Genomic DNA, 26,948 nt, shown 5'->3' with positions numbered 1-26,948 from the left:
AGATATACCTGATGATAACCTACTCAATTATACCTTATTAAAATTAGGATAGGAGTGAAATGATTCATCGGATGGATTTAATTAAGTAACCTAAGTTTGTGATGCCACGTCCAACAACAAAAATAGAATTAGTACAAGTAGCCTCTGAAAAATTTGATAAAATGTGGGAAGTAATTAACTCTATTCCTGCAGAGATATTAGAGCAACCCTTTGATTTTTCTTACGACGATAAAAAGAAAGAAGCCCACTGGTCACGAGATAAAAACCTAAGAGATATTATTATTCATTTATTTGAATGGCATGAATTACTTTTGAATTGGGTGAACTCTAATTCAGAAGGCGAACCAACACCTTTTCTTCCTCACCCATATAATTGGAAAACATATGGTGATCTAAATATGGAATTTTGGCGTATTCACCAGAAGACTCCTTTAGAAAATGCCAGAGAAATGCTTAAATTAAGTCATAATGCTGTGATTGAGTTATTAGAACCTTTGACAGATAAACAGTTGTTTACCAAAAAACATTTTGATTGGACGGGTAGTACCACCTTGGGTAGCTACTTTATTTCTGCCACCTCAAGTCATTATGACTGGGCTATTAAGAAACTAAAAGCACATAAAAAAAGCGTACTTATCTGTCTGAAAGAAGCATAAAATAGTCAATTGAAAAAGCTCCTTGAAGAAATTAAACAATGTCAACTTTGTGTTCCACATTTAGAATTGGGACCAAGACCTGTAGTGTCTGTAAGTGAAAATTCAAAAATTTTAATTATTGGTCAGGCACCAGGAACTAAGGTGCATAGAAGTGGGATTCCATGGGACGACCAAAGTGGTGAGAACCTCAGAAATTGGATGGGAATAGACAGTACTACATTTTATGACAACGAATTAATTGGTATTGTTCCCATGGGTTTTTGTTATCCTGGTAAAGGAAAATCTGGAGACTTACCTCCAAGAAAAGAATGTGCCCCTCAATGGCATCAATTACTATTAGATAATATGAAGCAAGTGGAGCTCACCTTGCTTATTGGACAGTATGCTCAAGAGTATTACTTAGGTAAAAAGAAGCAAAAAACTTTAACAGCTACCGTAAAGAATTTTAAGGAGTATCTACCTCAATTTATGGTATTGCCTCATCCTTCTCCAAGAAACAATATTTGGCAAGCAAAGAACCCCTGGTTTAAACAAGAGGTATTGCCTGAATTAAAGGCACTAGTACACAGCTTATTGAAAAGTTAGTATTTATAGGTATCAAATAATTATAAGAAAAGGCCATCTCATAACGAGACAGCCTTTATAAACAGTAGTTGGACAGTCAGTATTACTTTACAAATTTTTCTTCTTCTACATGAGGTAATTCGATAAATCAAATGAGTAGCTCTGATTCAAAAGGTATAATAAGTACCCAATAGTATTCTTGTCAATTGACTTCCTCAATTAACATCTATTATTAGTTTTTAAAGAACACAGAATCAAGTATAGGTAACACAATTAGAAATTTTTTAACACACAAGTAATTATTAGCTTAAATTTTACACCATAAATAAGATTTCGTGTTATTGAAAAAAGAAGCTACCCCAAATAAATGGAATAGCTTCTAAGACAGATAAACTTGAATGAATATTTTACTTGATTACTAATTTTTCTGTATGATGTTTCCCTTCATTATCTACAAGCATTAATAAATAGGTTCCTTTTTGAAGGTGTGAAATATTTATTTTTGTTTGTTGATGTATCACGAAGGTATCAATTAACCCACCAACAACAGAGAAGATCTTAACGATATATTCTCCTCCTTGTTGAGTAGTTTTAATAGTGACCTCATTCGAGGTAGGATTAGGGTAAAAATCAAATAACTTGATAGGATTTGACGAAATACTTAGTACATGATTTTCTTTTTTAGAATTATATTGATTGTCTGCACCAATATTGGGTAGAAATTGATTGATATCTACTTCATTACCATATATATCGGTGGTAGTATATAGATCTATATTTTTAAAAATTCCTTTTCCAGCCATAGGGAAAGAAGGTTCAGGAAATTTCTTCCCATTATCTATGGCAGGGCTTCCTTCTTTTAATTGGAAACCATCAATATCATCATCAGACACATCCATAAATAAAGGGTCTTTATCTATTATTGCATGATCATCAAGAACACTTAAATATCTAGATATACTTCCTGAGAAAAGATTATTACTTACATAAAGTTGACTTCCTTCTTCAATGTCAATCTCTACTGATTTAGAACCAATAGAAGCTCCATTTGTAGCTTTAAAGATATTATTATAGATAAAAGTGTTTTTAGCATAGATAGAGATGTTGGGGTTATACCCAGCTTTGTCTAATAAAATGGTATTGTTATAAACATAATTACTATCCGATCTAACAGGATCTTCATCTCCTCCAACAAACCCAGAAACCCAAATGGTATAACCATGAAAATCTCTAAATCCATCATTTTTACTCACATTATATCTAAAAGTACTATTGACGCAATCTCCTAAAATTTCACAGAAACCTCCTTCTGTATCTTCACTATAGTTATATTGAAAAATGGCATTCTTACAGAAGAAGTCAATATGTCCGCCAGCACCATAGGTATCACCAAAACCTCTAGCTCTATATTGTCTATTGTATTGTACAATAATATTTCTAGTATTCCAGATCCAACAACCTTCGCCACGCCCAAAGTAACGATCGGTAGAAGATTTATGGTCTCCCCAACCTAGATCAATAAAATCATTTTTTTCTACAATAGCATTACAAGCAGAAGCAAACACGATCCCATCTCCTCCTAATTTTTCGAATGTGTTATTGCGGATAATATAATTTCTATTACGGTCTTCTTCGTCAATAGGGTTGTTTCTGATGTTGGTAAGGTGTCTAACATTAATCCCTCTTGAACCAATATTATAGAAATAACAATTTTCTATCAATACATCATCAATACCTATTTGTTTGATAGGATTAGCTTGTAAGTTATCAGGTTCAGAATCAAAAAAGATACCATGTGCTGTATAATAATCGAGAGTGAATTTCCCTTCCCAATCAATCATATCAATCCCAAATATATCTGTGATTTTTAAGTTGATAAATTTTAATCCTTTTTGAAGTCCACTCCATTTATTAGCATATACCTTAATGCCAATTGAAGTGTTGGTATTCCAAAGAAATTCACCTTTGTTTTTTCTATCATTTTTAACCCATATGCCATCTAATGTAACATAGCTTGTATTGGTCATTTTGATGGTTTCAATGTAATCTCCACCAGGTAAATTTCCTGACCCAGAAAGGATAGGTAATTCTCCTTCGTCATAATGACTAATAATGATAGGAGCTTCTTCCGTACCAGAGCAAGCAATCAAAAATTGACCTTCAAAAGTATCTCCACTTTTAAAAAGAACTTGATCACCGGGTTGTAGTAAACCTCCATTATTACTTAGTTTAGCTATGGATGTAGCTTTTTCTAAAGACTTCCATGGAGCATCTTTTGTTCCTTCATTTTGATCATCTCCATTATTACTAAAATAGTAAATGTTTGATGCTAGTATAATATTTGAATTACAAATAATAAATATTAAAAAGATATTGAAAAATCTCTTCATTATTATAAAATTAATGCAGGTGATTCATTGAAAAAATAAAATGGTTATTTGTCGTCTAATCAAAGTAGACTTAAAAGAGTATAACCATTGCTATCTGATAAAATTTTAAGAATAAGTAGCTTCAAAAGCTATTAATTATACAAAGAGGTATACTCTTAAATGTCCTTTGTATTTATATCACTCTTAATCTTTTTACCCCATCCACTTCCATCCAAAGGAAGCACATTATTAGATCGAGCCCATTCATTCCATTTTTGAATTAATTCCTCAGAAACTTCAGGATATTGATCAAATAAATCATACTCTTCTGCTCTATCTATAGATAAATCATATAGTTTCCATTTTCCTTTGTACAAAGGTTTCTTTCCTTTTAAGGCTACTAATTTCCATTTCCCATCGATAACAGCTCTATCAGCTTCATGTTCAAAAAATAGAGGTCCTCTTTCAAAATGATTACCTTCAAAAGTAGACGCAAAGCTTACTCCTTGGAAAGGTTTTATTTCATTATTATTCACTGTATTTGGGTAACTAGCACCACTCACTTCCATTAAAGTAGGTAAAATATCTAGTACATGCCCCTGCTGATTACTTATGGTTCCTTTTTTAATTTTGGCAGGCCAGTGTACAATCAAAGGGGTAGAAATACCACCTTCGTGGTTTGAGCTTTTGTATAATCTAAAAGGTGTATTACTCACATTAGCCCATTGTCTTCTGTAGCTTTGGTTAAATGTTTTTCCGCCAATATCTGTCATTAAAGAAGCTTTTGTTAGCTGTCCTTCAGGTTCTTTATTGCCACCATTATCAGATAAAAATAGAATGATAGTATTGTCTAATTCATCTTTTTCGTCCAGGAAATCAATAATTTGACCAATGCCTTGATCCATTCTATCAATTTGTGCAGCATAAACTTCCATATACACTTCCCACATTTCTTTATCTTCTTCTGTTAGCGTGTCCCAAGCAGGTATATCAGCAGGTCTTTTACTTAAAGTCCAGTTATCTAGTAAGCCTTGTTCTTTCATTTTATCAAAACGCTGCTGACGGAAATGATCCCATCCTTTATGGAATTTTCCTTTGTATTTTTTGATATCGTCTTTTAATGCATGTAACGGTCGATGAGGAGCATAATGAGCTACATAAAAGAAATAGGGTTGATCACTTTTTTCTTTATAATGATTTTCCAACATTTCGATTGTAGAAGTATTAATGGCCTCAGTTAAATAAAAATCATCTGATGGAGCTATGATCGTATTATTCTTTGTTAGCGTATTTGGATCATAGTATCCGCCACCTCCAGCAAGAATTCCATAATATTCATCAAAACCTCTTTGTATAGGCCAATTACTATTATCTCCTTCAGGAACCATTGTTCTATCGTAAGTCAAGTGCCATTTACCTGTCATGTAATTGTTATATCCCGCAGATTTTAAAACCTGTGCTATAGTTACACTATTCTGGCTGATGGCTCCACGATAACCCGGTCTACCAAAGTCAGAAGCAGTCATCCAACCTAGATCGGCATTATGTGCATAAAGACCGGTCATTAAAGTAGCTCTTGTAGGACAACACCTACCAGCATTATAAAATTGATTGAAGGTTAAACCTCCTTTAGCCAAACGATCAATGTTAGGAGTATTGATTCCTGAGCCCATAAAGCCAAGGTCAGAGAACCCCATGTCGTCTGCCATGATTAAAATGATGTTTGGTTTTTTAGCTGTATCGTTGTTTACAGATTCTTTTTGAGTTGATTTACACGACCAAAAACTCAAAAGGAGTAGGTTAAAAAATAGTATTCTTTTCATTTCGTTGGTATGCTTTGATGTTTGATACTACAATACTATCAAAGTAATAGAAAAGATGTAGATATAAATTTGACTAAAATGAACACAAAAATGAAAATTGAAAATTTAGATAAGAATAAGTCATGACTCAATATGAATTGACGAGGAAAGTTGGTGACTCTTATTGCTTTTGGGAAGAATAAAACAGACATGTACTCAATTTCCACAATTTGTAGCGTAAATTATACATAATTATAATATTCAAAAGTTGTATTCATTACTTTAATATTTGATTGTTTTATTTGTGTAAGTAAATAGAATTTGTTCTATTGATAGGAAGCTCAAAACTTCCAATATAATGCTCAAGGATTCTATATAGTTGTATGTGGTATAACTTTTATCTGACATCAATTTGAAAAGCTTAATAGAAAAAATCAAGAGTTTAATAGTGCTTAGTGAAGAAGCAGAAGCACAAGTATATAAAATTGCTAAAACCAGAAACTTGGCTAAAGGAGATATCTTGATAAGAGAGGGGGAAAAAGTAAATAAATCCTTTTTTGTTTTAGATGGTTGTATACGCTCATTTAGTAATAATAATACAGGCAGAGAGCACACCTTACAATTTGCTATTAAAGATTGGTGGGTAAGTGATTTTACTGCTTTATATAATAACAGTATTGCCTCTCTTACAGTGGAATGTATAAAAGAAGCAAAAGTAATAGAATTCAATACTGATGACTTAAACGAGATATATCATCTATTTCCAGAATTTGAACGCTATCAAAGAAAGAATTTAGAGAGATACGCTATGAACCTCAATCATAGAATTCTTAATCAATTGCAACTGTCAGCTTCTGATAGATATGATTTGTTTTTAAAACAATATGCTGATATTGAACAATACATCTCGAATTATCATATTGCTTCTTATTTGGGTATCACTCAACAAAGTTTAAGTAGAATTCGATTAGAAAAAACTAAAAAAAAAGAGTCTGATTCATAACTTAGTTATGAGACAGACTCTTATTTAAGTCATTAAAAGCTCTTATAACCACTGAAATAATCAATGGTTATAAGAGAGTTATAAGCGTTAATTCACCAATAATTTGGCTTGTTTACGATTATCCGCTTCATCGCTTACCACGATAATATAAGTACCTTTTTTAAGTCCTGAAACAGACAATTGATGTGTGTCTTCAAATGTACCTGATACTACTTGTTGCCCCATTAAAGTATATAGAGTATAGGCCTTAATCCCTTTCATATTATTACTTTCAATAGTGACAAAATCAGTGGCAGGGTTGGGGTAAACAGCAAGGTCTAACGTTTCCATTATTTCTGCCGTATTTTTTCTTGCACCACTTGATGTTATGGTTAAGTTTACATTAGCATCATCTCCCATATTTCCCCAGCTAGCATTTCTAAATTGATAGTGGAATTTTGTATTTCCCGTGATAGTAGGAGTATGACTGAATGTGAAATTTGGTGCAGTTAAGTAGGCAACTTCCGTCCAGTTGGCATCATATACATAAATATATTGTGTTGCGGCAGATGTAGTAAAAATAAATTCCAATGGACTAGTACTACTATATGTTCCACCTTCCACTGGAGTAATTAATGCATTCACTTGATTATATACAGTGATTGTTGTAGAAGCTGAATGTCCTCCGTCTACTGAAGTTACTGTAATATTTGCAGTACCCACTCCTACAGCCGAAACCAATCCACTTGCATTGACAGTAGCTACAGCATTATTATTACTACTCCAACTTACATTTTGATTTGTGGCATTAGAAGGAGAAACACTTCCATTTAATTGTAATGTATTTCCTGCATATAATACCTCATTCTGATTGGAGATTGCAACAGAAGTAACGGCAACATTACTTGAGCCTGAACCTACTTCTTCAAAAGAAATATAAGTATTCGAACCCGTAGAAGTAGCAGGATGCATTTCTACAATTCCACTTGGACCTACTCTTAAACGAGGATTATCTCCACCTCTAGTGGTTAATCTATAATAAGAAGTACCTGCAACAGCTTCCAAAGACCATTTTGTCCAATCACCTTTAGAATTTGTGGATTGCATATCAGCAAGTGAAGATCGATCTGTACGAATACGTGGCACTGCACCACCACCAATACAATCTATATGATAAAAACCTGCCGTAGATGATGCTGTTAACTGCCATTGTACCGTTTGATCCGTAGCTGAAAGAGATGTCGTAAACGCATCTTCTCCACCATTTGCTCCAATTTTTAGATTATGCGTTGGGCTAATCATGTAATAGGTTTTAGAAGTATCAATGGTTTCATTGTTTCCACTTCCTTCAGTAATAGTAATAGAAACATTTCCTTGACCTATTTTTCCCCAATTAGCATTATTATATTCATAATGGAACGTAGCATTTCCTGTACTTGTAGGAACATAATTGAAAGAGAAATTAGGAGCAGAAAGAGAAGCAATTTCATTCCAGTTTTGATCATATACAAAGATGTATTCTGTCGCTGAATTGGTATCAAAATTGAATTGGATGCCTGTGTCTTCGTAAGTTTCACCTTCAACAGGAGTAATTAGAGCATTCTGACCTTCGTCTTTTGTCATTGAAAATACAGTGATAGAAGTAGAAGGTAAAGAATAACTAATTGTATTGCTTGTTAAACTTGAATTACTAAGCTGTGAAACAGAAGGGTTAGTATCTGATTCATTATTCCCTTTAAATTGCCAAACTTGCGCTGAACTATAACTATTAGAAGAACTGATATTTAAGTTGATGTTATTAGAAGATGTTTCTTTATTGATTAAGAAGACGTTTAAATCTCCATTGCTATTATCATAAGCAGCATACGCAACAATATCAGAATTGCCACTAGAAATTTGCACCAAATCATCTTTGATGAATTTTTCCCATAAGACAAGAGGTTTCGCAACAGCAGTAAGGTTATTTTGATTATCCATAGCATCCCATTTCAAACCTTCATAAACACCATTTTCATCAGGGTACCATCTTGTATTCCATAGACATCCATAAGCCGTTTTTGAGCTTTCTAGAATTTGCCCTATCAAATCAAAATTGATTAAACCTTTACCTGTATTATTGGCTAAATCCCATGCACTATCTGTCCAATCTGCTTGGTTAAATTCTGAAATGACAGTCGGTAACGTTAAACCTTCATCTACTTTTAAAAGATCTACATTATTCCCGTTTTTATAATTCGCATACGAAGTTCCACCACCATTAGTATAATTACTAATAGCAATGAAGTCGAGTGCATCCCCACAAAGGTTAATTAATTGTTGTGCTTCATTTGCCTTCCAACTAACACCCACTTGAATAGTAGGGTCAACCGCTTTCATGGCATTGGAATATTCAATTACTTTTGCGGCTAAAGTATTGACATTGATAGGGAACATAGCCCATTGATTTTGTTTTGAGTTATGCCACATTTCATTGCCAATTTCCCAGTATTTCACATTATATCCTTTCGTGATATTAGAATACCTTACCCATTCAGCAGCCATTGTTTTATTTAAGGTCACTGTATCCCAAATACTCAAAGCTACATTTACATGCGCTTCTGCACCCGTTTCTTGACACAGACTCATAAACTCATCAAAGTTTAAAGTAGTACGTGCACCATCCGCATAACTACCCGTCCAATAGTTTGTCGTTGGATCTGGGTTCATAGGATCTGCCGTCCAAAAAAAGTAGTTGGTTTTTTCTCCACCAGGGTAGCGAATTCGCTTACTTCCTGTTTCAGAAATTGCAGTAGCAAGTGTACGGCTTCCTGCTGCTCTATCTACGTCATGATCAACTCCAGCATTGAGGTTAATACCGTATTTGTCACTTACGTTAGTAGCAATTGTATTAGAAGTATTGACGTTGATGTTAATCTGTGCTTGAGATAAAGTAGTAAACCCAATAATTGCCAGAAGCAATAGAAGGCTTTTAAGTTTAGTAGTGGTTTTCATTTCTCTTTGTGTTAAGTAAAAAGTTAATTGTACTTAAGTACTCTATCGTAATTAGAGATAAACTTATTTTAATAGAGACTTACAAATACATAGCAATGAAGCTATAGACTGGTTGATGGCTCTATAGCTTATTTGTCATTTTGTAAAGCAACATCACAAAGGGTAAATTAATAAGCGTAAAAAAGGCATTTAATAGCATTTTTTAGGAATCTCTATCACAAAACATTCAATGGACCTATTCACAGGATGATTTTTATGTAACTACTACGCCAAAAATAAATCCTAATTTATAGGAATTAGTGTTCCGTAATTTCGTTTTGATCCTTATTACTATCTATGAATCACTTATTTAAGAGACGGGTACTTCTTTCTTTTTCATTAGCATGTATTCTTTTGGAGTAACGCCATAGAGTCCTTTAAAACTTCTTGTAAAATAAGAGTTGTGCGTAAAACCCGATAAGTACATTACATCTTTCACTCTATAAACATTAGTATCCAATAATTGAGCAGCTCTTTTTAAACGAACAGTACGAATTAAATCTGTTGCTGTTTGTCCTGTTAATCCTTTCACTTTTCTATAAAAATTACTGTGACTCATATTTAAGTCATTACTTAACATTTTTACATTAAAATCAGAATTTTCAATATTTTTTTCAATAATTTTCATAACCTGTACCAAGAATTTATCATCTTCTGATTGCACAAGAACTTCTGAAGGTTCTAAAAGAACTTCATGAACATACGATTTTTTTAATTTGTGACGCTGATTGAGTAATTGTTGAGATTTTGTAAGAAGATAATTTAGTTGAAACGGTTTTTCTATGTAATCGTCCGCACCGTATTCTGTTCCTATTAGTTTACTCTCAGAACTATTTTTTGCGGTAAGTAGCATAAATGGTATATGCGCCGTATTTACATTGTCTTTTATCTTTTTACAGAGATCAAACCCATTCATTTTAGGCATCATTACGTCAGAAATAATGATATCTGGAATTTCTTTTAAGGCTATATTGAACCCTTCTTCTCCATCTTCAGCCAATAATACACGGAATTTTGATTTAAAAGATTGAGAAAGAAATTCTCTCATGTCTATATCATCATCTATTATTAAAATAATAGGTTGACCATTGTCTTCTACTTTGTTGATTTGATCTGATTTAGAAGTGCTCTCGTCATCAGTTTTGATGACTATTTCAGACTCAACATAATTTTGTAAAGCGTCTTTACTTAGTGGTAAATAAATAGAAAATGTAGTCCCTTTTTGTATGTCCGATGCTACCTCTATAGTACCTGAATGAAGCGATAAATATTGTTTTACAATAGAAAGACCAATTCCAGACCCTTGCTGATTTGTAAAATTTTTATTTTCAACAGAATTAAATCGATCAAAAATGAGTTCTAGTTTGTCATTTGGTATTCCAACACCCGTATCTGTAAAAATCACTTTAATGAAATTATTATCTGTAGGTTGAATTTCTAGTGCTATTTTTCCATTATCAGGAGTGAATTTGAAAGCATTTGAAAGCAGGTTGTAAAATACCTTTTCTAGTTTCTCCATGTCAAACCACATTTTTTGAGATGGAATAGACGAATTGAATGTAATCTCTATTGCTCGATGAAGGGTTTCTTCTTTAAATTGCTCTACGATTCGCTTGCTGAATTTTACAATGTCATATTGTTGAATGCGTAGTTTTTCAACCCCTTTTTCAATTTTTCTAAGGTCTAGAATTTTGTTGACTTGAGATTGAAGTTTATTTGTATTTCTTTTAATAATTTTTAGTGTGTTAATTTTCAACGGGTCCTTTTCGTTGGCTAATAATTGTTCAGTAGGACCTAATATTAGCGATAGTGGTGTTTTTAAATCGTGAGTGATGTTATTATAAAACTTTGTTTTAATTTCTATAAGTTCTTCACTTTTTTCTCTTTTTAATTTTTCTAACTTAATATCATTTGTGTAATGGATTTTTTGAGTTAAAACCTTTTTAATGATAATTAAGAAAATGATAACGAGTATAAAGTAACACCCATAAGCCCAATTTGTAGCCCAAAAAGGCGGAAATACATTAATGGTTATACTTTTGCCATCTTCTGAGAATACACCATTTTCATTGGCAGCTTTCAATTTTAAAACATACTTCTTTGGTCTTAGATTTTTGTATCCAATTGTATTATCATTGTTCAGTGTCAACCATTTTTGATCATATCCCTCTAATTTATATTTATATATCGTAGGGTCTGAAACAGATAAATGCATGGTTGAAAATGAGATTTTAAAATTATTTTCTTCATACGTTAAATCTAGGGTTGTAATATCATTTAGAGGAGTTGGAATACTCTTTTCATTTACTTGTAAATCTGTTATTATGATAGGTTTTGATTGCTTATTAAAGCTTACATTTTTGGGGTTAAATTTAATAAACCCTTCTTTCCCAAAGAAAAATAGTTCATTGTTTTTATTGATATACGCATACTCTTTAAAGTTACTTATTAAGGTTTTTGTAATTGGGATTTTAAAAAGGTCTTTTGTTTTAATGTCATAATAATGTAGATTTTTACTATCGCAATACCATACCTTTTGATCTAAAACAATAAGAGAATTTATTCCCTTTGTTAATGAATCAATTAAAGTGATTTTTTCGGAATTGATATGTTTCATGTATAGTTTATCCTGAAAAACAAAATACAATCCTTCTTTATTAGTGAGTAATGCATTGACAATGTCGAATTTTGGAGTTTTACTACTTTTAGAAAACTCATTGATAGTTATAAATCGACCTTTTACAGGATCAAAAGTGGCTAAGGTAGAATAGGTTGACACCCAAAGCTTATTATTTTCATCAAATTTCAGGTCGAAAACACCATTATTTGGTAACGAATCAGGGTTTTTCGTCTCATGATTAAAGTTCATAAAAACCAATTGATCCTTTTTTCTAATCACTTTATAAAGACCTTTATCGAAAGTTCCCAACCAAATATTACCGTTACTGTCGCCAATTATTTTTGATAAATAATTTGTTTGTAAAGCGTCTTTATTTGAGGGGTTGGCAATATATTTATTAAACGTTTTTTTGTAAATGTCATAAGTATTAAGTCCTCCAGATGTAGTAATCCAGATAGTTCCTTTTTTATCAGCATAAACGTCTAGAACTTTTCTATGTAGAATGTGAGGAGGGGAGAAGAATGTATATTTTCTTTTTTGTATATCATATTTAATTAACCCCATATTACTACCAATCCAATAATCTCCTTTTATATCTTCAGTAATTGCATTAATACTTATTCCTCCAGGGAGGGGTTCAGCATTGTTTTCTAATTTATTGAAAGTAATATCATTTGAATTATTATAAATTACATTTATTCCATTCTGAGAACCTATCCATACGTTATCTTGATTATCATAACATAATGCTTGAATAGTGTTACCATTGATTGTGTTTATTTTGCCAAACTCATGAAATATGGAAGAAAATGTATTTTTATTGATATCAAATAAATTAAGTCCATAGTCAGTGCCAAGCCAAATGTGATTGTTCTTAGTAATAATAATTTTTTTAACAACGTCATTCGATAAAGATCCCTTGGAACTAACACTTGTATGCGTTGTCCAAGTTTCATTTTCTTTATTAAAAATACACAACCCTGTTTCAGTACCAATAAGTAGTAACTTTTTATGATTATGAATAACTTCTTTAATGGCTAATATTAAATTGTTTTTAGGTGTCGGAATATCATTAGGTCTTAAATCAAAATGAATAAAAGTATTGTTTTTACGATCAAATTTATTCAATTTATCTGCTGTTCCAATCCATAAATTATTATCATCATCTTCATAAATAGATCTTATTGTATTTGAACTTATTCCTTCGTCTATATTTTGATGATGAATATATTTACTAAAATCACGTGTTTGAAGATTATAAATGACAAGGCCTTTTTCAGTACCAATGAGTAGTTCTCCAAATTTAGAAAGATATAAACTCCTAATACTTTCTACGCCTGTTTTCTCAAAAAATGATGTTTTTTTTGTCTGATGATCTAAAAAAAATAACCCATCAATAGTACCAATCCATAAATTACCTTTTTTATCTTCTATGAGTTGTCTGACATTAATATCTGTATGAAGAAAAGTAACATCATGTCCATTGTATTTCAATAATCCATTATTAGTACCAATTAGTAAATACCCTTTTTTTGATTGAACAATACAATTGATATTACTACTACCATTTGTAGAATTTAATTCAAGTTGATCGATATTGATATGGTTATTTTGAGCAAATGAATATTGAAAAATAAATAATGCTATTAATAAAGTATGTATAAATTTTCTTGTTGCTCGTAAAGTTAATGATGTCATATTCGAAGTAAAAAATGTGCATTCCATTTCATGTTTTCTTATGCTGTAAATTCAGAAAAGTATAGTTAATCAAATAGCTTAAAATGAATAAAAAATAACACAAAACCGCCGCACTTCTAATGGTACTTTTAATGGAATCAGAATGCTATGGAATGGCAGTATTTAAGTACTTATTGTTACTATGTTTTAGTTCTTAATATATAGATATGAATATTCTTAAACGTATTAAAAAAAAGGTCTTGAGTATATATGAGGTGGTACTTTTTATGTTCGTTGCTTTTGTTATTGTACTGTTGATATGGATTAAAAACTATATCTAGCCCTTAGAGAGTTATAGAATACAACAATCAAAATTTAGGTTTTTATTAGTTCAGAATACAAATAGCATTAAAACAAATAAAAGGTAGCACTATATAAGAATTGCTCATATAATGCAATACTTTGTTTTGTTTGTGTAATTGTAACACTTAAACCTTAGATATCTTTGAAGCATCGATAAAAGAGATAAACATTTTTTTAAATATTTATTCTTTACACTATTTATCTGAATAAGCTATTCACTCTTTTTTACAGATTTTTTAATTATTAAAATATGAATAAAATAAGACATTACTTACTTTTTTTATTTTTACAGCTAACATTGGCTTTAGGAGCTTTTGCCCAAAGTACAATTAGTGGAGTAGTAAAAGATAATGCAGGTACACCACTTCCAGGTGTTACTGTGGCTATTGTAGGAACTACCTATGGAACAACTACAGACTTTAATGGAAAATATACATTAACGGAAGTAACTGCCGATGCAAAATTAAGAATTTCATTTATTGGAATGGTCACACAAGAAATTCTTGTAGGTAACCAAAGTACTATTGATATTCAACTTGAAACGGATTATGAAGAGTTAGAAGAAGTGGTGGTCGTTGGTTATGGTACAGTAAAAAAATCTGATGTAACGGGATCGGTTGGTTCTATTAAAAATGAAGATTTGAATACATTGCCAGTAGCACGTGCAGATCAAGCTTTACAAGGTCGTATTGCAGGGGTTGAAGTACAAAACAACGATTCTGCACCGAACGGTCATACTTCTATTCGTATTCGTGGTGCCAACTCTGTTGTGGGTGGTAATGCACCATTGATTGTTTTAGACGGTTTCCAATCAGGGATGTCATTAAATCAAATTAACCCAAATGATATTGCATCTATTGAAGTATTGAAAGATGCATCAGCAACGGCAATTTATGGATCTAAAGGGGCAAACGGTGTCATTTTAATTACAACAAAAAATGGTGCTAAAGAACAAAAGCCAACAATTAGTTATAACGGTTTTGTTCAGATTCAACAAGTGGCTAAAAAAATAGATTTAATGAATGCGGCTGATTATGCTGAAACAGTGAATGCTAATAGAACAGAATTAGGAGGAAATGAAGTATTTACTCCAGAAGAAATTCAAGGTTTTAAAACGAATGGAGGTACTGATTGGCAAGATGAAATCTATAGAAATGGTTTCACTCAAAATCATCATTTAGGAATTAGTGGTGCAAGTGAAATGCTAAATTATAATATCTCTGCTGAATTTTTAGACACAAAAGGTGTTATTGAAGGTAGTTCTTATAATCGTTATTCATTAAGGCCAAACTTAAGTTTTAAGTTAAGTGAGAAACTGAAATTAAACTTAAATTCTTATATCGCAAGAGAAGTCGATCATCCTACTACCCAAAATAGTTTTACGGATAGCCCTATTTTTGCATCTCAAGTATGGGCACCTACTAAACCTGTTTATGACGAAGAAGGGAACTATTCTTTACCAGGTGGAGGCTACGGTCCTGTTGCAACAGGTAACCCAAAAGCGTTAGCAGTTGAGCCAGTAAGAGATAATTTCACAAACAGATTATCGATTAATGGTGATCTGAATTATAAAATTATTGATGGTCTTACGCTAAATATTATGGGAGGGTATAATCAATTTGATTATGAAAATAATTACTTCAATAATTCTAAAATTTTACAAAATCCGGGGCAAGAAACAGCAGGTATTGCAGTAGGTAGAACTACTACTTTACAAAATACAAACATGTTGAATTATACAAAAAGTATAGAAAAGCATAATTTCAATGTTACTGCCGTTTTAGAGCAACAATATGAAGAACGCAATTGGTCAGAGTCAGGAGCAAGAGGTGAATTATTAAATGCTGGTGGTTACAATGGTCTTCAAATGGGGTCTGAATATTTATTGCCTACTTCAAGCAGATCTAAAAGAACTTTATTATCATATATGGGTCGTGTAAACTATAACTATGATAGTAGATATTTATTGACTGTTACAGCTAGATCTGATGGATCTTCAGTGTTTGGAGCAAACAATAAAAGAGCATTTTTCCCTTCTGTAGCTTTGGGTTGGAATGTAACCAATGAAGAATTCTTAAAAACAAGTGAGACACTTACGAATTTAAAAATTAGAGGTAGCTGGGGACAGGTAGGTAATCAAGCTATTGCACCCTATACTACATTGCCAAGGTTAAGAACAGGTGCTTCAGCTCAGTTCCCAATTAATGGTATGAACTTAAGTTCAGGTGTGGCTATATCGCCTACAGCGGCTAACCCAGATTTGAAATGGGAAACAACTACTCAAGCCAATATTGGTTTTGATGCAGAGTTTTTTGGAGGTAAAATCCAAGCTACTTTTGATTACTATAATAAGTTAACAGAAGATTTATTACAAAATGCACCACTACCTAAAACGTCTGGTAGTTCTAATGTGTTGAGAAACATTGGTAAAGTAGAAAATAAAGGTATTGAGCTTTATATTGGTGCAACGCCAGTGATGTCGGGAGGCTTTGAATGGAATACAGGTATCACTTTCAGTAGAAATAGAAATGAAGTGGTAGACTTAGGTGATGTAGAAGAAATGCCAATTGGAAACGGTGGAGGACTTCCTGGTTTCAATAACGTGATTTGGTTAGAAACAGGTCAGCCAATGGGTGTTTTCAGAGGATATGAATATTCAGGTGTTTGGACTTCAGCAGAAGCAGATGAAGCCGCTAAGGTAACATCAGGAGGTGTTGCTTTCTTCCCTGGAGCACCAAAATATGTAGATCAAAATGGAGATGGAGTAATTGATGATGAAGATATTGTAAACATCGGAAATGCACACCCTAATTTCTCTTTCGGATGGAATAACACTTTCAAGTACAAAGGATTCGACTTGACAGTTTTCATTCAAGGAGTACAAGGAAAAGATACTTGGAATTTAAGTCGTGTAAGAGCTGAAATCACAAATAATGACGGTGATGCCACAAGTACTAAAATTTTAAATAGATGGTCTGAAGATAATCAAAATACAGATGTTCCTTCTTTCCAAGGTTATAATGCTTTTTCAATGACTAATTCAAGTCGTTGGTTAGAAGACGCTTCTTACATCAGAATCAAAGCCATTAATTTAGGATATACTTTCTCAGATGAAATGGTATCTAAGTTAGGAATCGGTTCTGCAAGAGTATACTTGAACGGTACAAACCTATTCACATTTACAAACTACTCAGGATATGAGCCTGAAGCAAGTACTGGTACAGATACTTGGGGAGGTATTGACATGGCTTCTTACCCTTCTCAAAAATCTTATACTTTAGGTTTAAACGTAACATTCTAAGAAAAAACGATGAGAAATTTATATAGATATTTAAAAAATACAGCCCTAACAGCATTATCTGTTGTAGCACTCAATGCATGTGTAAGTTTAGAAGAAGAACCGATTGGTATTTTAGCACCAGATAGTTTTTATAAAACAGAAAGTGATTTCCAAGCTGGGTTAAATGGTATGTTGTCACCTATGTGGGTTTCATGGGGTGGTTATTCCTTTAACTGGGGAGTATTTCAAATTCCCGGAGCAATGGCGGATGATATTGCCACTGCACCTCATGATGCTTTTCTTCAATTTGATAGATTTAATTATGATCCTAATAATGGTCAAATTTCTAACTTATGGGGTATTCATTATGCAGTAATTAATAATGCAAATATCTTGATTTCTAATTTAGAAACTACTTCTGTTATTTCTGAAGAGAAAAAAGCACATTTACTTGGTCAGGCTAAATTTTGGAGAGCAAACTCATATTTTATTTTAACGCAGTGGTTTGGTGAGGTACCAATCATTACAACTGAAAACAGATCGAATGCTGATAAAGTAGGACAATCTCCTGTGGCAGATGTTTATGATGCTATTGTATTAGACTTACAAGATGCAGAATCAACGTTACCACCTTCTTTCCCTGAAAGAATTAGACCTACAAGTTGGGCAGCAAAATCGTTACTTTCTAAAGTCTATTTAACCATGGCAGGGTGGCCTTTAAAAGAGGCATCAGCGTATAAATTAGCAAGAGACAAAGCGAAGGAAGTAATGGATGGAAGTTCATATGCTTTAGAAGCTGACTTCAAAGACCTTTGGATTGCAGACAATGGTTTAACAAATTCTGAGTTTATCTTTTTCTTTAAAGGTGTGAACAGTGGCGGATGGCCTAACCCAGGAGCTTCATTCTATCACCATGCATCTAGACATCCAAAAGAAGCAGGTTGGGGTGATTTCTTTAGTGAAGCAACGTTTTATAATAATTTCCCTGACGGTTACAGAAAAGACGTTTCATTCACAACAAGCTGGCCTGATGGTACATCATTCCCTGCGGACGTAGCTGAACCATTTGTGGCAAAGTACAGAGATGCAGGTTCTGAAATAATTTCTTACGAAGGAACAGATTTAACGGGTGTAAATTCAGAAGGTTATGCATCATATGTTCATATGAGATTTGCTGACGTACTATTAATATTTGCGGAAGCAGATAATCAAGTGAATGGACCAACAGGTGAAGCTTATGAAGCAATCAATCAAGTGAGAAGAAGAGCTTTAAATCAAGATATTTATACGCCAGATCCAGCTGTAGATTTATCTGGACTTTCAAAAGAAGCTTTTGATAAAGCAGTCATTGACGAAAGAGCATGGGAGCTAGCCTTCGAAGAAAAAAGATGGTTTGACCTTGTTCGTAAAGAATTGATTGTTGAAGTGAAAGGTGTTGAATACCCTCACATTAATCAAAATTTTGGTCACCTTCCAAAACCTGCTTTAGAAGTAGAGCAGATTGAAGGATTAGAGCAGAATACGTATTAGTAGTATTCTTTAGAAAATATTAAAGCCACCCTTTATTTATTATAAATGATAAATAAGTGGTGGCTTTTTTTTACTCACCTCAAAACATCAACACTAGCACTCTCTTTTCTAAAAAATAACTCAAAATAATTGACACCTCCAATAATTAATTTTCTGTAAAATTACTGCTATTAATTCTATTCCCAATCATCTCAAATAACACAGATTTTGAGTAAATAGTATCATCATAATGAAGAGATGAAATAAGTGATTCTCCAATTTTTTTTACCTCTATCAAAGAAGCATTAAAATTGATTGCAATGAATAAACTTTTTAATTTTTTATTATTATTTGGTGTGTTACTAATTCCTGAGGAAACACACGCTCAAAATAAACCTTTAAGCAAGCAAATTCCCATTTTAAAAAAATACGATCAGAATCATTTATATAGAATAGGTTTACCTATTGGTGGCATCGGTACGGGTACGGTTTCTTTGGGAGGAAATGGAGCATTGAAAGACTGGGAGATCATGAATGTTCCAGCCAAAGGATACAGTACGGTAACTACTGGAAATGACGCTCCCTTTTTTGCAATTTATACAAAAGGCAAAGAGGATAAAACATCAAAAACAAAAGCGTTGTTAGGACCTATACATTTTGCAGATTATGAACATTATGAGGGACGTTCGGTAGATCATCACGGATTTCCTAGATTTAGAGAGGCTGATTTTGAAACAACTTATCCTTTTGGAATCGTCAATTTAAAAGACAAGACCATGCCGGTACAGGTGAAAATGGTGGGTTACAATCCTTTTATTCCTGCAAATGCGGATGCATCAGGTATACCAATAGCGATCTTAAAATATGAGGTGACAAATACTACCAACAAAGAATTGGAAGTGGCTGTGGCGGGTAACATCAGAAATTTTATTGGAAAGGACGGGAGTAAATTTAAGTCGGATTGGAAAGGCGATTTTATCCCGATAGGAACCGATGAAAATAAAAATGAATATAGAAAATCGGAGGTAGTACAAGGTATTTATATGTACGCTGATTCTGTGGATAAAAACGATGCCGCTTGGGGAACTTTTGCCATTACGACACCCAATGAAAACGCTGCACAAATTTCGTATAGAACGAGTTCTGTAAAGAATGATTGGTACAATAGTACGTTGAACTTCTGGGATGAATTTAGTGAAAATGGTGAACTAGTAGAGAAAGAAAAATCAGCAGATCCTGATCCAATGGCTTCTCTATCGGTCAAAAAAATGATAAAAGCAGGAGAGACAAAAACATTCACTTTTTATCTGACATGGCATTTCCCAAACCGTTATGCTTGGTCGTCTGAAAAACTGAAAAATTACTATGCGACAAAATATGCTGATGCTTGGGATGTGATCACTAAAGAGGTGAATAACTTACCAAAGTTGACCGCACAAACATTGGATTTTGTGAATACTTATACAAATAGTACGTATTCTGACCAGTTAAAAGAAGCCGCCTTGTTTAATTTAAGTACGCTACGTTCTCAAACGGTTTTTAGAATTGAAGATGGTAAAATGTTTGGTTGGGAAGGAGTGATGGACCGTAAAGGTTCTTGTTTCGGGTCATGTACCCACGTTTGGAACTATGAACAAGCAACGCCCTTTTTATTCAGTGATTTGGCTAGAGGAATGCGTGAAGTCGAGTTCAAGTATGCCATGAATGAGGAAGGACATATGGGTTTCAGAACGAAGCTACCATTAAAAGAGGGAGCGTCAGGCATTGATTTAGCTGCTGCAGATGGACAAATGGGTACAATTATGAAGTTTTATCGTGATTGGCAATTGTCTGGTGATGATGCATTTTTAGAAGAAATGTGGCCTAAAGTAAAACTTGCTTTGTCTTATGCATGGATTGAAAATGGATGGGACGGTGATCAAGATGGTGTGATGGAAGGCGTACAGCACAATACTATGGATGTGGAATATTACGGACCAAATCCACAGATGCAGATTTGGTATTTGGGAGCATTAAAAGCGGCTGAAAAGATGGCTCTTGAAGTAAAAGATAAAGCGTTTGCAAAGAAGTGTAACCAACTGTTTACTTACGGTTCTGAATGGACAGATGCTCACCTTTTCAATGGAGAATATTATGAACACAAATTGCAAGTGCCTGCTTCTAAAGATGCTATTCCTAACGGTCTTATTGGTCATAACAGAAAAAAACAATTGGACTTAGAAGATCCTTTTTACCAACTCGAATCAGGTTGTTTGGTAGATCAATTAGTAGGACAATACATGGCTCATGTAGTTGGTTTAGGGTATTTAGTAAAAGAGGAAAATGTGAAGACGTCTTTAAAAAGTATTTTGAAATACAACCAAAGAGATGGAATGTATGAACATTTTAATAATATGCGTTCTTATGCCATGGGCGATGAAAAAGCCTTGTTAATGGCAAGTTGGCCAAACGGTGGTAGACCAAGAGTACCTTTCCCATATTGGGCAGAAGTGATGACGGGTTTTGAATACACTGCAGCTGTAGGAATGCTGTACGAAGGGATGGACACAGAGGGACAGGAAGTGATTAAAAATATTCGTGATCGCTACGATGGTAAAAAAAGAAGTCCTTTTGATGAAGCCGAATGTGGACATCATTATGCTAGGGCAATGGCTTCATGGGCTGGGATTTTAGCAGAAAGTGATTTCCAATACTCAGGCGTTGAAAAATCAATTCAATTTGTAGGTAAAGAAGGGAATTATTTCTGGGCTAATGGTGAAGCTTGGGGTAATTGCATTATTGATAAAGAAGGTGAGGAATATGTTGTGAAGTTAAATGTGAAATACGGAAAACTTAATGTGAAAACTATAGAAATAGGAGATCAGAAAAAATCGTATAAATCAACTAAAGAAGTTTCCCCTTCTGAGCCTTTAGAATTCAGATTGAAGAACGTTTTATAAAATATATCCCCATTTCATCATCAGCCCACGACTTAAGTCGTGGGCTGATGATGAAACACTATTTTTTAAACAAAAACAATGATGATTGAATGAAATACTTATACTTCTTACTACCAATTTTTTTCACAATAATAGGATGTACGAAAAATACATTAGTAAAAGAAGAGCTACCTCAAAAGCCTAATATCGTATTGATTTTTACAGACGATTTAGGCTATAATGATATTGAGCCTTACGGTGCTCCCCGCATAAAAACGCCTCATTTAAATCAGATGGCAAAAGAAGGCATTAAGTTTACCAATTTTTATGCTCAACCCCTATGTGGACCTTCAAGGGCTGCACTACTTACGGGAAGTTATCCGATTAGAATTGCAGAACCGAACAATAGAAAAAACTTTCATACAAAACTACATCCAAAGGAAATTACCATTGCAGAAATACTAAATTCAGAAGGATATGTTTCGGCTTGTATTGGAAAATGGCATGCTGGAGAAGAGGAAGGACAGATGCCTTTAGAGCAGGGATTCGATTTGTTTTTTGGAACACCCAAGTATAATGGGAATACAAAATTCATTGAAGATAACCCCAAGTTTAGGGCAACACTTCTTGATAATTCAGATACAGTCATGACCATTAATACCGTGCAGGAAATGGGTTTGCTAACGGGAATGTACACCAAAGAGGCGACTAATTTTATAAAAGAGAATAAAGCAAAACCTTTCTTTTTGTATTTAGCACACAACATGCCTCATGTACCACTTGGTGCTTCCGAAAAATTTAGAGGAAAATCGGAAGATGGTTTTTATGGTGATGTGATTGAAGAGTTGGATTGGAGTGTGGGTGAGGTATTAAAAACATTACAAGAAGAGGGGCTAGAAGAAAATACATTAGTGATTTTCACTTCAGATAATGGCCCTTGGGTAGAAGCTAAAATTGGTGATCATGGTGGAAGTGCTTACCCTCTAAGAGGAAATAAAACCCAAACTTGGGAAGGCGGTGTGAGAGTGCCTTGCATTATGCAATGGAAAGGAAAGCTACAAGAAGGACAAACCAATGACGAAATGTTGACTACCCTCGATTTCTTCCCAACTTTTTCAAATTTCGCACAGGCAAAAATTCCAGATGATTTAACGATAGATGGTAAAGATTTTTCAAAAGTGATTTTTGATGGAGCAGAAAGCGATCATGAATATTACTACTACTATTCTTACACACATTTACATGGCATCAGAGATAAGGAATGGAAGTTAGTACTGCCTCGTCAGGCTAAGCCGAAATTCATGAAATGGGCCAAAAGAAAGATTGATGGAGTAGATGAAGTTCAACTTTTTCACCTCACAAAAGATAAGGAAGAAAAGAACAATGTAGCCGGGCAATACCCTGAAAAGGTGAAGGAATTAATGATAGCTATGGAAGAAGCTAGAATAGAATTGGGTGATAAAGATCGAATTGGAAAAGGGGTGAGGTTTTTTGATGATGCCCCTAAAACAGAGCGAATTGTTGACTACAATAGGTTAATGAAAAAAGTGAAAATATCAGACGTGGAATTATAATTTTTTGAATTTAAAATGATAAAAAGAACTTTAATTTTTACTCTTGCTTTTATGAGTTTATGGTCTTGTAAAACAACAAAAGAGGCAGAAGTAACTACCGATTGTTGGAAAAATGAAGTGACACAAACTTTGGCACTTTATGGCCATCGTAATTGGATTGTAGTTGCAGACGCAGCCTATCCTCAACAAAGTAATCCTGCCATTAAAACAATGACTATTAATGCTACCCAATTGGAGGCTGTTGAATTTATTAGGGATAAAATAAAAGAAGCAAAGCATGTAGATGCTACCATTTTCTTAGATAAAGAAATGAAGTTTGTAATGGCTTCAGCAGCTCCAGGGATAGATGAATATAGAAATAAACTGAAAGATTTAATATCTACTGAAAATGTCCAAAGCAAACTTCATGAAGAAATCATTTGTGAGTTGGATACTTCTGCAGAATTGTTTCATGTTTTAATTATTAAAACAGATTTAACAATACCTTATTCCTCTGTATTTTTTCAATTGGAGTGTGGTTATTGGAATGCAGCATCAGAAAAAAAATTACGTATTGATCTAAATAAAAATTAATAATGAGACACTTTTATTCGTGTGTATTTATGCTCTTATTTTGTAGTTTAAATGCACTAGCTCAACTTAAAGTAGCCCCCATTTTTGCCAACAATATGGTACTTCAACAAAAAGAAGAAAACTATATTTGGGGAGAGGCGAAGGCAAAAGAATCCATCACTTTATCGACTTCTTGGTTAGAAGAAGAAATAAAGGTAAAAGCAGATAAAAACGGACGTTGGAAAGTAGCTTTTTCAGTCCCTCAAGCAGATTTAAAATCGCATACAATAACAATTAAAGGAAAAGAAACGATCACTTTACAAAATGTACTTTTTGGAGAAGTGTGGCTGTGTTCTGGACAATCAAATATGCAAATGTCTTTAGGTGGAAATTATAACCAACCTATTAAAGGAGGAAATGAAGCTATTGCAAACAGTACCAATAAATACATCCGTCATTGTACTATAAAAAGAGAAAAATCTACTGTTGAGCAGTCTAATTGTAAAGCCAAATGGGAAGAGTCAAACCCTAATACATCACCTAATTTTACTGCGGCAGGATACTTTTTTGCACAGCAGATGTATCAAACTTTAGGTGTACCCATCGGTTTAGTAAATGCAACATGGGGAGGAACAAGAATTGAAGCCTGGATGGATAAAGAAATTTTATCAACGCAGTATCCTTCTGTGGAATTACCTGAAACGGAAGCCAAAGATTTGAGCCACAATACACCAACAATATTGTATAATACAATGATCCACCCGATTGTGGGATTGAAAATAAAAGGAGTATTATGGTATCAAGGAGAATCGAATATCAAATTAAATCCAATAGAATATTATGACATCTTTCCATCCATGATTACCCGTTGGAGAGAATTATGGCAACAAGGAGATTTCCCTTTTTACTATGTGCAAATTGCTTCATTTAATTACCCTAAAGAATTGCCTGCTTATTTAATTAGAGATGCTCAATTACAAACGTTAAAGAAAGTAGAGAATGTTGGGATGGCAACCATTACAGATGTTGGTGAAAAGTGGAATATCCACCCAATGTATAAAAAAGAAGTGGGGGAAAGGTTAGCGTATTTAGCGTTAAACAAAACGTATGGTTTTCATAATATACAATGCACTGGGCCTATCTATAAATCATATGAAGTGGTAGATAATAAGATTGTGATTGAATTTGATAATGTGCCCAGAGGACTCACCTCGTTTGGGGTTCCCATACAAGAAATGTACATCGCAGGACAGGATAGTGTTTTCGTTCCTGCACAGACTAGATTTACTAGAAACAGACAATTAGAAGTTTTTCATAAGGACATTAAAAAGCCTTTAGCTGTAAGATATTGCTGGAACAATGCCTTTGTTGGGAATCTTTTCTGTATTGGCGGAATTCCTGCATCACCTTTTAGAACGGACAATTGGAAAGAAAATAATAAGAAAAATGAAACACCTCAAAAATAATAAAACGAGAACTCTACTCTTGATTTTTTTTGCAATTGGCTTGGTCAGTATTTTCACCTCCTTTCAACAGGGTCAAGCAAAGAAGAAAAAAACACCTAATATCATATTAATTTATGCAGATGATTTGGGTATCGGATTGTTAGGTCATGAAGGTCAGAAAATTATTAAAACGCCAAATATTGATCGTTTGGCAGAAGAAGGAATGCGTTTTCAACGTGCCTATTCTAACATGTTGTGTGCCCCTGCAAGGGCATCGCTAATCACAGGTTTACACGATTGTCACGCCAATGGATTTGAAATTACGAATGCTACAGAATACATTAATGCGGATCGTGATAACTTAAAAGATATCGAAAAGAGGATCAATAATAAACTTCGTCCTATTTCAGAAAACGAGATTTTCTTAGGGAAAGTAGCTCAAAAGAACGGGTATAAAACAGCTCAGTTTGGTAAATTGGAATGGGGGTTTTCTGCTACACATGCACAAATGGAAAAGCATGGTTGGGAGTACTATTTAGGGTATTTAGATCATGTGAGAGCCCACGGCTTTTACCCTCCTTTCCTTTTCGAAAATGGTGAAATAAAAGAGTTTGAAGGTAATACACTTTTGGATTGTGGTAAATCGGGAGAGCCAGAAACACAAGAACATTTTGAGGAAAGGTGGAATATGACAGGTAAAGAAATCTATTCTCAGGATATTTTCATGAACGGAATATTGAGTTTTATTGAAGATAATAAAGACGATCCTTTCTTTATTTATTTCCCAACCCAATTGCCACACGGTCCTGTTGCTATTCCTAAAGTACATCCTGATTTTAAAGACGATAAACGATTGACGCAAATTGAAAAAGAATATGCATCTATGGTGAAATTATTGGATGATAATGTAGGTCAAATCATAAAGAAATTGAAAGATGAAGGCCTAGATGAAAATACAATCATCATTTTTACAGCTGATAACGGTCACGAAATCTATTATAGTAAAGAAGGTAGAATTCATAAGCCCTATGCTAATATGCAAACAGGACAACAGTTTGATGATTTTGAGAGAAAATATTATAGCAATTTAGGGGGTGATGTTTTTGACGGAAATGGAGGTAGAGCAGGATTAAAAAGAAGTAATTTAGAAGGCGGAATCAATGTGCCATTAATCATAAGGTGGCCTGAAAAAATAAAGAAGGGCACGGTTAGTCATCGGTTAACTGCCAACTATGATATTTTACCAACCATTGCAGAAGTCATTGGTAATCATGAAGAATATTCAATTGATGGTCTTTCATTTTATAATGCATTGATCCAAGAAGAAGAAGATGAAACTAAATCACATCAGTATGTGATTTATTCCTCCTTTCAAGGACCTGCATTAATCACAAAAGACGGATTTAAATTAAGAACTTTCTTACCTCGAAATGCATTTGAATTATATCATCTTATAGAAGATCCTTTAGAAAAAAATAATGTAGCACAAAAGTATCCTGAGAAATTTAATCAGCTTAAAAAAGAGCTATTAAAGGCTTGTGATGGTGATTTTAACAATGGACACTTTTCGCACAAAAAGCAAATTTAGTGAATCAGTCAATAGAAAA

Annotated in this window: 14 protein-coding genes; 10 read left to right on the top strand and 4 right to left on the bottom strand. The window is 33.6% G+C overall.

The genetic code is table 11. From position 1 onward, the window contains the following. Positions 1 to 101: 101 nt before the first annotated feature. Positions 102 to 656, top strand: a complete 555-nt coding sequence (locus tag NH26_RS24085) for a ClbS/DfsB family four-helix bundle protein (RefSeq protein ID WP_044217246.1) — start codon at positions 102 to 104, stop codon at positions 654 to 656. 9 nt (positions 657 to 665) lie between these two features. Beyond that, positions 666 to 1,241: a uracil-DNA glycosylase family protein gene (locus NH26_RS24080; RefSeq protein ID WP_044217244.1), complete on the top strand. Its 576-nt coding sequence runs from the start codon at positions 666 to 668 to the stop codon at positions 1,239 to 1,241. A gap of 386 nt (positions 1,242 to 1,627) precedes the next feature. Here NH26_RS24080 and NH26_RS24075 read toward each other — a convergent pair whose 3' ends face one another. Continuing rightward, positions 1,628 to 3,610 (bottom strand): T9SS type A sorting domain-containing protein, encoded by a 1,983-nt coding sequence (locus tag NH26_RS24075; protein ID WP_044217242.1) that lies wholly within the window; start codon positions 3,608 to 3,610, stop codon positions 1,628 to 1,630. 155 nt (positions 3,611 to 3,765) lie between these two features. After that, the gene (locus tag NH26_RS24070; RefSeq protein ID WP_052431705.1) at positions 3,766 to 5,412 is read right to left on the bottom strand and encodes an arylsulfatase; all 1,647 of its coding nucleotides are present in this window, start codon (positions 5,410 to 5,412) and stop codon (positions 3,766 to 3,768) included. Between the two features lie 391 nt (positions 5,413 to 5,803). Between NH26_RS24070 and NH26_RS24065 the strand changes: the two genes are divergently transcribed. Continuing rightward, on the top strand, positions 5,804 to 6,394 hold the full coding sequence (locus NH26_RS24065) for a Crp/Fnr family transcriptional regulator (RefSeq protein WP_071397286.1): 591 nt from the start codon (positions 5,804 to 5,806) through the stop codon (positions 6,392 to 6,394). 87 nt (positions 6,395 to 6,481) lie between these two features. Here the strand turns inward: NH26_RS24065 and NH26_RS24060 are convergent, their stop codons facing one another. Continuing rightward, positions 6,482 to 9,364 (bottom strand): Ig-like domain-containing protein, encoded by a 2,883-nt coding sequence (locus NH26_RS24060; RefSeq protein ID WP_044217240.1) that lies wholly within the window; start codon positions 9,362 to 9,364, stop codon positions 6,482 to 6,484. Between the two features lie 349 nt (positions 9,365 to 9,713). Continuing rightward, on the bottom strand, positions 9,714 to 13,748 hold the full coding sequence (locus tag NH26_RS24055) for a hybrid sensor histidine kinase/response regulator transcription factor (RefSeq protein ID WP_084812368.1): 4,035 nt from the start codon (positions 13,746 to 13,748) through the stop codon (positions 9,714 to 9,716). A gap of 565 nt (positions 13,749 to 14,313) precedes the next feature. On the opposite strand from NH26_RS24055, the gene NH26_RS24050 reads away from it, so the two are divergent. The 7 genes from NH26_RS24050 to NH26_RS24020 all read left to right on the top strand — a co-directional run bounded on the left by NH26_RS24050 (position 14,314) and on the right by NH26_RS24020 (position 26,929). Further along, complete coding sequence (locus tag NH26_RS24050) at positions 14,314 to 17,364, top strand: SusC/RagA family TonB-linked outer membrane protein (protein WP_044217236.1); 3,051 nt, start codon at positions 14,314 to 14,316, stop codon at positions 17,362 to 17,364. Positions 17,365 to 17,373: 9 nt separating this feature from the next. Next, positions 17,374 to 18,873, top strand: coding sequence for a RagB/SusD family nutrient uptake outer membrane protein (locus tag NH26_RS24045; RefSeq protein WP_044217235.1), 1,500 nt, complete (start codon positions 17,374 to 17,376; stop codon positions 18,871 to 18,873). Positions 18,874 to 19,172: 299 nt separating this feature from the next. Continuing rightward, positions 19,173 to 21,791, top strand: a complete 2,619-nt coding sequence (locus NH26_RS24040; RefSeq protein WP_084812367.1) for a GH116 family glycosyl-hydrolase — start codon at positions 19,173 to 19,175, stop codon at positions 21,789 to 21,791. An 89-nt stretch (positions 21,792 to 21,880) separates the two neighbouring features. After that, on the top strand, positions 21,881 to 23,344 hold the full coding sequence (locus NH26_RS24035; RefSeq protein ID WP_052431703.1) for a sulfatase family protein: 1,464 nt from the start codon (positions 21,881 to 21,883) through the stop codon (positions 23,342 to 23,344). 15 nt (positions 23,345 to 23,359) lie between these two features. After that, on the top strand, positions 23,360 to 23,917 hold the full coding sequence (locus tag NH26_RS24030; RefSeq protein ID WP_052431702.1) for an RbsD/FucU domain-containing protein: 558 nt from the start codon (positions 23,360 to 23,362) through the stop codon (positions 23,915 to 23,917). Between the two features lie 29 nt (positions 23,918 to 23,946). Continuing rightward, a complete protein-coding gene (locus NH26_RS24025; protein ID WP_052431701.1) occupies positions 23,947 to 25,362 on the top strand; it encodes a sialate O-acetylesterase in 1,416 nt (471 codons plus the stop codon). Continuing rightward, entirely contained in the window at positions 25,343 to 26,929 is a 1,587-nt protein-coding gene (locus NH26_RS24020) for an arylsulfatase (protein ID WP_044217231.1), read from the top strand. The genes NH26_RS24025 and NH26_RS24020 overlap by 20 nt, the downstream gene beginning before the upstream one ends. The last annotated feature ends 19 nt before the right edge of the window (positions 26,930 to 26,948 follow it).

The sequence above is a fragment of the Flammeovirga pacifica genome (genome assembly GCF_000807855.2).
GTDB lineage: Bacteria > Bacteroidota > Bacteroidia > Cytophagales > Flammeovirgaceae > Flammeovirga > Flammeovirga pacifica.
This window is presented reverse-complemented; position numbering and strand designations above follow the sequence as displayed.